This is a genomic window from Anaerocolumna aminovalerica, from assembly GCF_900115365.1.
Classification (GTDB): Bacteria; Bacillota; Clostridia; order Lachnospirales; family Lachnospiraceae; genus Anaerocolumna; species Anaerocolumna aminovalerica.
The window spans coordinates 113593-126382 of sequence record NZ_FOWD01000009.1; the positions used below are offsets into that span (position 1 = coordinate 113593).

The following is a 12790-nucleotide window of genomic DNA, read 5'->3' on the forward strand; positions in this document are numbered from 1 at the left end:
TCTATAATTGATTATGAAGTTACATCCTTTCATAATTTTAATATATACTCCATGATCTTGGTATATTTAATTCCTTGAATTTCGCAACTGCAAACCGGTCCGTCATACCTGCAATATAGTCACAAACAACTCTGGTTACTGTTTCGCCTTTTTCTTCAATCATTTCTAAGAATTCCTCCGGCATTAATTCCAGATTCTTTACATAATATTCAAAAAGCCATGCTACCATGGATTCGGCTTTGGCTTCTTCACCTTTTGCCACCGGATTGGTATATACGCTTCTGAACATATATTTACGCATTTCAAACATTGCCTGTTCAATCTTTTCCGACATAATTATATCACCGGTGCCTTCACTGTTGATGATAATGTCATGTATAATAGTATTCAAACGCTCTCTTGAGCTGTGTCCTAATATATCGGTAAATTCTCTGGGAATATCCTCTTCCAGTATGATATGTCCCCGAATAGCATCATCAATATCATGATTAATATAAGCAATTTTATCAGACAGCCGTACAATCTTTCCTTCCAAAGTCTTTGGTTTTCCCTTTGTCTGATGGTTTAAGATGCCATCCCGTACTTCTTTGGTAAGATTTAATCCCCGCCCGTGATTTTCTAAGATTTCCACGATACGAATACTTTGTAAATGATGTTCGAACTTCTCAGGACAAACGCGGTTTAACACTCTTTCTCCCGCATGTCCAAATGGGGTATGTCCCAGATCATGTCCAAGAGCAATGGCTTCTGTTAAATCTTCATTTAAACGCAATGCCCTTGCAATGGTTCTGGCTGTTTGCGCTACTTCCAGAGTATGAGTGAGTCTGGTACGGTAGTGATCCCCTTCCGGAGCCAGAAAAACCTGGGTCTTATGTTTTAATCTGCGGAAGGATTTTGAATGTAGAATTCTGTCCCGGTCTCTTTGATATATGGGACGAATGTCGCAAGGATCTTCATAGATATCTCTGCCTTCTGAACTATCACTAAAGGATGCATAAGGACTTAAAATTTCATGTTCCCTCTGCTCCAGTTTCTGTCTAATATTCACACTGCTAACTAATTTATCTTGATTAAAATCCTTTTTCACTTCTATCACTCCCCTTTTTGAAGTTAATGTACGATCAAATTATGTATTAGTATTTGTGCTATGTTACGGACTATTCTTACTTATATTATTAATATTCTACCAAAGTTGGTGATTTCCTTTTTTATTTTTCAATTTTCCGTAATATTTTTTATAAATATCAGTTTTGGACAAATTTATATACAAGGAAGCTATTATTAGCAGTGTATTCATGGAGTCACCAAAGGTGCTTTTAGTCAACTTTTACATATTTTTTATACATCCTATATTGCAAAATGAGATTCACCCGGTATTAAACAATAGGAAATACCGAATGAATCTCTATCAAAGCTTAATGGCACTTTTCTTTTGATGGGCAGTCACTGCAGCCACAGCTGCAGAATTTACCTGCCTTTATATCTTTTACCTTTTTATATATAATATAAATAACATAGATTGCAATCGCTGCTCCAATTACGTATGGCATAATTCCACTCCTTTCAATCAACCGCACAAATCAATTAAATAAGACTACCGATTTGGTAAACAATAGTTGCTACTGCCCATGCAATCACTAATTGGAATAAGATTGTAAATAAAGTTAATTTCACAGACTTTAATTCTTTTGCAATAACTCCTACGGCTGCTGCACATGGCGTATACAATAAACAAAATAGCATAAGCGCGAATGCATTTAAGGTTCCAAAACCTAATGGTTGCAGCATATCACTTAATTGAGTCATTCCTGCCGGGGTATTAATATCTGCAATACCAAACAGAATTCCAAAGCTGGCTACTACTACTTCTTTGGCGGCCAGACCAGAGATCAGCGCTACTCCGATCTGCCACAGACCTAAGCCTGCCGGAGCCAATACCGGCACCAGAAAACGTCCGATGCTGGCACCAAAGCTTTGTGACATGTCGGTTACCATGCCCTTTGTACCAAAATTTAAGATAAACCATATAATAACAGAAGCTAAGAATATAGTTGTACCTGCTTTTGACAGGTAATCCTTAATTTTATCCCACACATAAATCAGTATGGTTCTTACGTTTGGTGCCTTATATTCAGGCAATTCTATAAGTAACGTACTTATTTGCCCCTCTTCTTGTTTATCAATCTTATTCATAATATATGCAGCTAAGATTCCTATTATCAAACCGATGACATACATGGATAAAGCCACCAATGCTGCATTTTTCTTAAAGAACATACCCGAAAATAAAACATAAATGGGTATTTTGGCACTACAGGACATAAATGGAGTTACAAATATAGTTTTACGTCTGTCTTTAATATTTTCAAGGGTTCTGGAAGCCATAACCGCAGGAACGGTACATCCGAATCCCAGTAACATAGGTATGAAAGCTCTTCCGGATAATCCGATTTTACCCATAATACCATTCATTACATAGGCTACTCTTGCCATATAACCGCTGTCTTCCAAAATTGCAAGGGCAAGGAATAGAATTGCAATGTTTGGAAGGAAAGTTAGTATTCCACCAACACCTGCAATAATACCATCCACAACCAAGGAGGTTAAAATATCACCGGCATGAATAGATATCAAAAAGTTCAATACCAGCTCTGAAAAGGAAGAAATAATTCCTTCAAAATAACCAGCAAATATATTACCTATGGAAAAGGTCAGGAAGAATACCAAACCAATTACTGCAAAAAAGATAGGCATACCCCAGAATCTATGAGTAAGAATACGGTCTACTTTATCTGTAGAAGCTTCTTTCTTGCTTTTATTTACCAGAACTTCTTCAATGATTTCTTCAATAAAATCATATTTTTGATTAATAATATCAGTTTCATAATTACGATCTACAATTCCGGATAAATTTACAGGATAGCGCTCCATAATCTCTTCATCCTGTTCCAGCAATTTAATAGCATGCCATCTTACATTCTTTATACCGGGATAATTATATAATAAAATTTCTGAAATGGAATCAATTTTATCTTCGATATCATCACTATAAACAACAGCATATTCCTTGTGATGCTCATGAACATGTTCACTGTCTTTTTCCTGATTGCCAATATGATGATGTTCTAAATTATTGTCATTAAGCTTATCTTTGTGATGGGATACCGCATGCATTAAAATATCCAATCCGGTTTTCTTTCTGGCTGATACCGGAATAACCGGGATTCCAAGCATCTCCGGAAGTCTGTGAAGATCTATCTCCATTCCTCTTTCTTCTACAATATCCATCATATTCAAAGCTAAAATTACAGGTTTCCCTAATTCAATTAATTGCAAAGTTAAATAGAGATTTCTCTCTAAACTGGAGGCATCAGCAACATCAATAATAACGTCCACATCATCCTCTAATATATATTGTCTTGTTAATTTTTCTTCTAACGTATAGGAAGTCAAACTATAGATACCGGGTAAATCCACTAATTTAAATCGTTCATTGTGATACCTCATGGCACCTTCTTTTTTCTCAACCGTTACTCCCGGCCAATTAGCTACTTTAAGCTTAGCTCCTGTATATGCATTAAAAAGTGTAGTTTTACCGCAGTTTGGATTGCCTACAAATCCTACATGAAGTTCTTCTCTCATTTAAGCAACCTCCTCCACAAAAATTGCATCTGCAATTTTTTTACCAATTGCTAAACGGGTACCTCGTACCTTAAATACAATTGCACCATTATAATTTTGATTAAGCAACTCTACTTTCGTTCCGTCAATTAGTCCTAATGCCTCTAATCTTTGCTTTGTAGTATGCTCTAACTTAAGTTCTTTAACAAAATAAAACTGACCAATCCGGCCTTCACTAAGGGTCATATTTGTTCACCTTCCCGCAAGATTAAATGATAATAATTCTCATTTACTTTATTATACATCGTGATAAATAAAATGTCAATTAGGGAAGAAAAATGTTTTAAAATTTTTTTAATGTCCATAAATGATGTCCTAATTAACATTTCTTTTCACACAAAAAGGCGGGTTGAAAGAATGTTTACACCTTTCAATCCCGCCCATCTATTGAGCTATCCTTACCAATATTTTTTTCCTTTACCGGGGACGCAAAAGAATTTCATTATTTTTATAGCATCCCCTGTATATATTTGAAATAGTAAGCTATTATAGCATTTTCTTTATTTCATTTGCTACAAATTCTACCTTAGTACCGATAATTACTTGAACAGACGTTTTACTTGGTCTAATAACACCAGCTACTCCCGCCGACTTAATCTTCTTCTCATTCACTTTAGTATAGTCTTTAATTTCAAAGCGTAATCTTGTAACACAATTATCAAGATTTGTAACATTTTCTTTACCGCCAACACCCTCTAAAACAATAGCTGCAACCTCAGTAAAATTATCATTTGATAAAGTCACTTTTGTCTCTGTTTCTATATCGTCTTCACGACCAGGAGTTTTTAAATTGAATTTGGTAATTACAAAACGGAATACAAAGTAATAAACAACTCCCACTACAATACCCACAGGAATAATCATCCAAGGGTTAACAGCCATAGGATTTCTAAAACTTAATATCCAATCTACAAATCCTGCTGAAAAAGCGAATCCGCAACGTGTAGGCAAAATAACTGATATTGCAACAGAAATACCTGTAAACAGTGCATGAACCACATAAAGACCTGGAGCTAAGAACATAAATGCAAATTCAAGAGGTTCCGTTACACCTGTAAAGAAGGCAGATAGTGCGCCGCCTAATAGTACACCTGCGGCAATTTTTTTGTTTTTGTCTTTTGCAGTATGATACATTGCTAGAGCACCAGCCGGTAAGCCAAACATCATTACCGGGAAGAAACCGGTTTGATACATACCTGTCACACCACGAATTCCGCCTTCTATAGTACCAAGATATTTACCGATATCATTAATACCTGCTATATCAAACCAGAATACAGAATTCAATGCATGGTGCAGACCAAAAGGAATAAGTAATCTGTTAAATGTAGCATAGATTCCGGCACCGATTGCACCACTGTCCATAATCATCTTACCAAATCCAACTAGTCCTCCATAGATAATCGGCCAGATGAAAAATAAAATAAGTGAAGATAATAAAGATGCTATTGCAGTTACAATTGCAACACTTCTCTTTCCGCTAAAGAAGGAAAGGGCATCTGGTAATTTTGTATATTTAAATTTATTATAGCAACCAGCTCCAATAATACCTGCTAAGATACCAATAAATGCGTTTTGAATTTTTCCAAAAGCTGGATCAACAAGGCCAACATCAATACCTTTTAATGCTGCAACGGTTCCCGGAGCTAACAGTGTTATCATCATCAGCCAGGAAACAAGTCCTGCTAAACCTGCCGTACCGTCATTATCATCAGACATTCCCACACCAACACCAATGGCAAATAGAATTGCCATATTATCAATTAAGGCACCGCCGGCTTTTACTAAGAAGCTGGCAATGGCATGTAACGAACCGGGATCCCCTCCTTGCATGATCGCAGGATCCAGCCAATACCCGATACCCATAAGTAAGCTTGCTGCCGGTAAACAAGCAACAGGTAACATCAATGATTTACCTAACCTTTGAAGATGTTTCATCATAAAAAATAATCCCCTTTCTTTTTACGCTGCTGCCTTATTACAGCCACACGTAATTGTTACATTATAAAGCTTTTAATATAAATATATTTCTAGGCTGATATGTAAAGCTATCCCCCCTTTCTATCAGGCTCTTTTTTATTTATAATGAAATATAAATATTACTTCTTAATATTTATAATATCATCCAGTTCTTTAACCTCTTTACTAGCTATTGCACTTATTTCCTTATATTCCCCTGAATTACATATGATAATTGGAGTAATGATATCGTATCCGGCTTCTTTGATTTGTTCCATATCGAACTCTACCAGCAAATCTCCGGCTTTTACCTTATCCCCCGCTTTTACATGGGATGTAAAATATTTTCCTTTTAGATTAACGGTATCTAATCCAATGTGTATTAATATTTCTTCGCCGTAACCTCCGATGATACTTACCGCATGCTTCGTTTCAAATACTAATGCCACAGTTCCGTCTGCCGGCGATACTACCCTTCCTTTTGAAGGCTTTATAGCAATTCCTTTCCCTAAAATTTCTTGACTAAAAGTGGGGTCATTGACTTCTCTAAGAGGGCATGCATATCCTTCTATAGGCGCTAATATTGTATTTTTCTTGTCTTTTATGCCTAATGTCTCTTTTAATTTACCAAACATATCTAAGCATATCCTTTCTTGTTGTTATGAGATTTTATTGTGCTTATGCTTTTACTAATTATCTGCCATTATCACTCTTCTAATATGAACAGTCAGATAAGTAAGTTCTTCTTCAGTAACCTTTTGTCCCAGTCGTTCTCCCATATAGCCGGCTACTTTTTGGCTGCATAGATATTCCTTAGGATATAATTTTGCTATCATTTCTCTAAAATCTTCTTCCTTATTATCTAATAATTCTCTCTTTACCATTCTTTGTGCTAAAAATTTTAAATGAGTAATAAAACGTTCATAATGGAGGGATTCTTCATCTAACTTAATATCAAAATAATCTTTTACAATTTGAACAAGTTCCGGTATTATCCGGGTAATACTAATTGCTTCACTCATTACCGTATCATATTCAGCATTAACAATATGAAGGGCAATGGAAGCAACCTCATCAACGGGAAGATTGACTTTTAATTCTTTTCGAATTAAGGCTACTGCATATTCTCCAATCAAATATTCCTGCCTATAAAAATTTTTAACTTCCCACAGCAAAGGATTCTGAAACATCATTCCCTGGTTAAAGCGTTCTATTGCAAAATTAATATGATCCGTCAAGGTGATATAAATATTTTGATTTAATTTTTTATTAAGAACTCTTTTTGCATATTCAACTATTTCATTAGTCACTTGAATATGTTCCAACGGTATCGTTATTAGAAGCTCTTTAAATTTATCAACGGCACGTTGACTATCCATATAAAATATCTTTTCAATCAGATCTTCAGGTACAATATTTCCCGGCTTTCTTTTAAAGCCGATACCTTTTCCCATAATTACTACTTCTCTTCCCTCCAGATCCCTTGCACTAACTACATTGTTATTAATTATTCTTTCTATATTCATAGCACACCCCAAAATTTAATGTAATAGTAAAGCGAACATTTACAATCTGCTTTGCTACTTACTCATGAGCAGGCCCCCTTAACTATATTCTAATCATGAATTGTGAGATTATTCCATCACTTTAGCATAAAAAAGACCAAATTTCACAAGACAAAGTCATTCTGCTATTGCCTCGTAAAATTTGGTCTTGCCTGTATTCCAGTAACAATCCAAGTTATATTCTATATTCACTACCTTTATTCTAACACAATTATATAAAAAAGCAACCTTTTTTTAAATTTTATATTAATTATTATTCATTAATGATAGGTTCTTAATGTACCAGGATGTAATTATGTCTAACTGGTAGTTAATGTATCTCTTTATGATTATATCTTTTTGCTATTATATTTTATTATAATCTAAGAATATCGTTTCATCATCTTTACTAATGATATGAATTCATCCTTATATTCGTCATTGGAATAATTATATTCCTTTAATAGTTCCAGTACCATATCCAAAGAAGCATTTCCCTTAAACTCACTGTCTCGAAGGATCATCCCAAATGCTGCCACAGAACTGGCAAATGTCAGGTTCTTTGGCATTACCTTAGTATATACTTTATCTGTTATCGGTACGGAAATTAATCTGCTCTTATTCCCATCCGGTTCTTTATAGCGTATATTTATGGTTAATAATTCATTACTAAGTTCTCTGTTAGACGTATCATTGTTTCCAGATTGATATTTTAGATCCGTAGCAGAAACCGGCTGCCTGGAATCTGTTCCGATTAGTTCATAAAGTGCAGTAACACGGTGACCTGCTCCAATCTCACCAGCATCCTTTGTATCGTCATTAAAGTCTTCGGTATTCAGGGAGCGGTTTTCGTATCCGATCAACCGGTAACTGCCAACTCTTGCAGGATTAAATTCAACCTGAAGCTTCACATCCTTTGCTACCGTAAATAATGTGCCGCCCATTTCTTCTACCAGAACCTTCTTTGCTTCTAATAAAGAATCAATATATGCATAATTTCCATTACCATTGTCTGCTAATGCTTCCATTTTATTATCTTTTAGATTGCCTGTTCCAAATCCAAGAACAGATAAGAACACACCGCTTTCTTTTTTCTCTTTAATTAATCTGGTTAATTCTCCTTCACTTGTTATTCCCACATTTAGATCTCCATCTGTAGCTAAAATAACACGATTATTTCCGCCCTTTATAAAATATTCTTCCGCTAATTGATAGGCTCTTGTAATACCCGAGGCACCTGCAGTGCTTCCCCCTGCACTTAGGCTTTCAATTGCATTCACGATTTTACCCGTTTCATTACCTCTTGCACCTTCTAACACCACGCTTTCATATCCTGCGTAGGTAACAATGGATACTCTATCTTTTTCCGTCAGATTCTCCGTTAAAAGGACAAATGCTTTTTGCATAAGGGGCAGTTTATCCTCTTCATCCATTGAACCGGATACATCCAATAAAAATACAAGGTTTGTGTTTGGTCGTTCATCCATATCAATATCTTGTGCCTGAAGACCAATAAGCAGTAATTTTGCATCCTTATTCCATGGACAATCAGATAATTCTGTGGTTACGGAAAATGGTTCCCCTCCCCGTGGCTTGGGATAATCATATTGAAAATAATTAATCATTTCTTCTATTCTTACTGCATCCGGTACAACTTTCTCGTTATTATACAGCATTCTTCGAACATTACTGTATGACGCAGTATCAACGTCTACTGAGAAGGTAGATAAGGGATGGTTTTTAACGGATTTAAAATTATTCTCAACAATTGTATTGTACTCTTCTGTATTAAATTCATATTCGTATTCTACTTTTGCTTCAGATTGAAAATATCCATTCGTTAGTTCTTCAGATGCATAGTCATAAATATTAGCGGATTCCGAAGGATATGAATCTTCTGCTGTGTTATTATCCTGCTTCGTTTCCGTCTTCTGATTAAGCTGACCACTGTTAATATCCTGGGGAGCCTGACCTGAGTTTTCTTTGTCTGAACGAACCTTACTGCTGCACCCTGTTAAGTTTGAAATAAACAGAACAATCACTAATAATAAACTAATTCCTAATTTCATTCCTTTTTTCATAAAAACTCCTCCTATCCATTTCTTTATATTTGTAATGATTAGACGATATGGATTAGAAAAGAGTTCCATTTCAGGAATATTTATGTATCCATGTATGAATGAGCATATATCAAGAGTTTTAATATATAATATCACTTGACTTTAACTTGAAATTAACAACTGGACAGGGGTTTGATTCCCCTCAGCTCCATTTTATATACCGAACAGCTTCACATGACAACCTCTGTTTATCCAACTAGTTTCATACTACTAATTCCTTCGGTTAATATTTTTTAATAGGACTACTGTCAATATTAAAACAAGAAACTCTGTTAATGTCATTGTAAGCCAAACACCTATCATTCCATACATTGACGATAATATCATCGCCAAAGGGATAATAAAGATAAATCCTCTAAGGATTGAAATAATAAATGCATTTCTTAATTTATCAATAGAACTAAAATAAGTACAGCATAAAATATTAATTCCTGCAAATAGGAAGGATGTAAAATAAATACGAAGTCCCTGGACAGCTATTCTGGCTAATTCTCTGTCATGTTCTTTATTAAAAACACCAACTATGGGCTCCGAGAACAAAAAGAAGAATCCATAGATAATCAATGCAAATGTGACTACTGTTACGATACCATAGTTTAGAACCTTTTTTACATTCTGTTTGTTTTGTTCTCCATAGTTTTTACTAAGTATTGGTTGTACTCCCTGAGCGATACCTATAAATATTGATATGACCACTAGAGCTATATTAGCAATGATTCCATATGCCGCTACTCCTAAATTACCTTTGATTCTAAGAATGATACTATTAAATACAATAATTACAATTCCAGAAGAAAGCTCAGTAACTAATGAGGATACTCCTATTAAAGAAATATCTAAATATGTTCTTGGCTGTGGTCTTAATCTATATAACTGAAATGAGTTTCTTTTCTTAATAAAGTGCATAGATAAAATAAGCAAGCTAATAATGGGAGCTATTCCAGTAGCTAAAGCTGCACCGAACATTCCCATTTTTAACGGAAACACAAAAACATAATCAAGAATGATATTTGAGAAACTTCCAATTAACATTGCATTCATAGCAAGTTTCGGATTATCGTCATTTCTTACGAAGCAGATGACCAGGTTATTTAGCATAAACATAGGTGAAAAGCACAAAATAACTTGTAAATAAGTAGTTGCCATTTGATAGGTATCTGCATTTGCACCAAGTAAATTAGCAAGGCCTCCGGATAATAGGATTCCAATTGATACGAATATACTGGCCATTATAAGAACATAGTAAAAGGCCTGTGTAAATACGGTCTTTGATTTTGATATAGCAAATCGCGTCGCTCCACCCATTCCTATCATTAATCCTGTACCATGTATAAAACTGTAAATGGGAATGGCAAGATTAAGTGCAGTTAATCCGTTTGCACCAACGCCCCTCGCAATAAAAAAGGTATCTGCAAGTATGTAACAAGATAATCCAATCATCCCAAGTACATTATGGGTAACGTATTTAAAAAATGTCTGTTTAATGTTAGTATTCTCCATAATTCCTCCAAAATCAGCTTAACCCTAGGTTTACCCGAAAACACTCTATTCTAGGTGCCAAAAAATGTAACAGGGAAATTCTTTGCAAAAAAATAAGCCCTCGTTATTTCATACCTTCTACGGCCTATCGGTATGAAGTTCGAGTGCTTTCATTTCTCTATACCCGGCAGCATAGAGTTAAGCATTCTAATTTAATTTGATATCTCATATTAGAGTATTGTACTATAAATTTCTAATTAAATCTATATCTATTATGCTTTTTAGTCATTTTTGATGTTCTATTCATTTTTGATTTTAAATTAATACCTTAATAGTATCCGAATACTCCACTACCTGTCGCATAAAAAGACACCCACTATTTCAGAGTGTCTTTATAAAAAACTAAATCAATCTAATAAAACCTGCTCTTTTTCAACTAGCTTGCCATCTTTAAATACAACGCTGGCATTTGATACTCCGTCTTCCCCGTACCATGTATATACCGCAGATGTTATTTTTCCATCCTTATCCTGATCTTGAGTTACTAGTATTCCTTCAGTACCTATAGTTTTTACTGCGTCTTCATAACTCATATCTTTTCTCAGCTTTTCATATGAACTTAATGTGACATAGTCCTGTTTTTCGGATTGCTCTGTAGATGTATCCGCCATTATAATCGCCTTCTTCGGTTTCGATACATTAATTTCACATTCAATTTTCTTCTTACCTATCTTAGCGGTTATTATGGCTTTTCCAACTGCCTTTCCCCTAACCTTCCCCTTAGAATTAACTGCCACTACTTTTTTATCACTACTATACCATTTTACTGGTTTTCTATTATCTAAAACTTCCAGCTGATAAGTTTCTCCAAGCATTAATGCAATAATTTCGCTATTTAGCTTTGCTGCTTGCACATTATTTGCCGTTAATAATGAAATTAACATAATCATAATGACAGTAATTATAAGCTTACACTTTTTCATATGTTCATCTCCCTTAACAATAATTTTGTAATCTTATATTTTATATTATACTATAATATTACATTACTTCAATCTCTATTATAGCATTTCATGATAGGCGAACCAACGAAATTCCTTTTCATTGAGCACTACCACTATCTTACATTATTTATAATGCTAAACACAAATTACAAATTTCGATATAAATAGACACAATATAATATAATTTGCATATTATATTATTGTAGAAACTTCTAACCAATATATAGAGGAGTGATTTATATGGGTTGTCGCTTATGCAGACGTCGTAGACGCCGCCGTAGATGTGGTTTTTAATCTAATTTCTTCCCCACTGTACCGTTAATTATTTAATTAATTAACGGTACAGTGGTTAGATATTAAAAGGTGCCCTGCAGAGATGGGGCAATTGTGTGAGTTTTCTTATCAGTTGTTTTTATTGCACAGGAATTGAAAATGTACCTGATGAATTAACAAGCGGTGAGATTTATACAGGCAATGGAATACAATATCAGTTTGTAGAAAAGTTTGAACATAATGGAAAATTCGAAGAGTTTAATCAATTGCATTTTAACAAAGAGGACTTAATTAATAATGGGATTATAAAATAGTGTATCACACACCGGCCAAACGACCGGGGTTTTAATCTACTTAAACTTTGCCAAAGAATCAATCTCGTACCTTTACCCGAAGAATATCCGGTGTTTAGTCACAATACAGAACAAAGTGTCTTCGACACTCTCAACTCCCCTGACCCCTCATTCATGAGGGGAAGGGGTTTTCTTTTTTGTTACTTTGCTTCATAATAGTCTTATGAGTATATTAAAAGATATTTTGAGAGACCATTATGAAGAAACGCTATATATTTTACACCCTCGTGATACAGTCATTGATAACATTAATCGTATGCTTAACTGTGGTGATTCTGCTCACGGCGGTGCTTTTTGGGGCTGCCCTGAGTGTGGTAAACTTAGGTTTGTTCCTTATACTTGCAAAAGCCGTTTCTGCCCTTCCTGCGGTAACATGT

The 12790-nt window shown here is 34.8% G+C and carries 12 protein-coding genes; 2 read left to right on the forward strand and 10 right to left on the reverse strand.

Translation table 11 applies throughout. The annotated features are described in order from the left end of the window. Positions 1–37 precede the first annotated feature (37 nt). The 10 genes from BM183_RS07190 to BM183_RS07235 form a co-directional block, all read right to left on the reverse strand. Positions 38–1048, reverse strand: a complete 1011-nt coding sequence (locus tag BM183_RS07190; protein ID WP_091685683.1) for a deoxyguanosinetriphosphate triphosphohydrolase — start codon at positions 1046–1048, stop codon at positions 38–40. A gap of 367 nt (positions 1049–1415) precedes the next feature. Continuing rightward, positions 1416–1550 (reverse strand): FeoB-associated Cys-rich membrane protein, encoded by a 135-nt coding sequence (locus BM183_RS07195; RefSeq protein WP_242960908.1) that lies wholly within the window; start codon positions 1548–1550, stop codon positions 1416–1418. A 34-nt stretch (positions 1551–1584) separates the two neighbouring features. After that, the gene (gene feoB / locus BM183_RS07200; protein WP_091685655.1) at positions 1585–3642 is read right to left on the reverse strand and encodes a ferrous iron transport protein B; all 2058 of its coding nucleotides are present in this window, start codon (positions 3640–3642) and stop codon (positions 1585–1587) included. Further along, on the reverse strand, positions 3643–3867 hold the full coding sequence (locus BM183_RS07205) for a FeoA family protein (protein WP_091685657.1): 225 nt from the start codon (positions 3865–3867) through the stop codon (positions 3643–3645). It abuts the gene before it with no gap. A gap of 300 nt (positions 3868–4167) precedes the next feature. Continuing rightward, a complete protein-coding gene (nagE, locus tag BM183_RS07210; RefSeq protein ID WP_170847921.1) occupies positions 4168–5622 on the reverse strand; it encodes an N-acetylglucosamine-specific PTS transporter subunit IIBC in 1455 nt (484 codons plus the stop codon). A 158-nt stretch (positions 5623–5780) separates the two neighbouring features. Continuing rightward, on the reverse strand, positions 5781–6275 hold the full coding sequence (locus BM183_RS07215) for a PTS sugar transporter subunit IIA (RefSeq protein WP_091685659.1): 495 nt from the start codon (positions 6273–6275) through the stop codon (positions 5781–5783). Between the two features lie 54 nt (positions 6276–6329). Beyond that, positions 6330–7166: a BglG family transcription antiterminator LicT gene (gene licT / locus BM183_RS07220; protein ID WP_091685661.1), complete on the reverse strand. Its 837-nt coding sequence runs from the start codon at positions 7164–7166 to the stop codon at positions 6330–6332. Positions 7167–7567: 401 nt separating this feature from the next. Then, complete coding sequence (locus BM183_RS07225) at positions 7568–9265, reverse strand: vWA domain-containing protein (protein WP_242960910.1); 1698 nt, start codon at positions 9263–9265, stop codon at positions 7568–7570. Positions 9266–9514: 249 nt separating this feature from the next. Continuing rightward, positions 9515–10804, reverse strand: a complete 1290-nt coding sequence (locus BM183_RS07230) for an MATE family efflux transporter (RefSeq protein ID WP_091685663.1) — start codon at positions 10802–10804, stop codon at positions 9515–9517. 386 nt (positions 10805–11190) lie between these two features. Then, positions 11191–11766, reverse strand: coding sequence for an Ig-like domain-containing protein (locus BM183_RS07235; RefSeq protein WP_091685664.1), 576 nt, complete (start codon positions 11764–11766; stop codon positions 11191–11193). Positions 11767–12176: 410 nt separating this feature from the next. Between BM183_RS07235 and BM183_RS07240 the strand changes: the two genes are divergently transcribed. Beyond that, a complete protein-coding gene (locus tag BM183_RS07240; protein WP_091685666.1) occupies positions 12177–12374 on the forward strand; it encodes a hypothetical protein in 198 nt (65 codons plus the stop codon). A gap of 202 nt (positions 12375–12576) precedes the next feature. Further along, on the forward strand, positions 12577–12790 hold a 214-nt coding region (locus BM183_RS07245; RefSeq protein ID WP_170847922.1), incomplete at its 3' end, for a transposase zinc-binding domain-containing protein.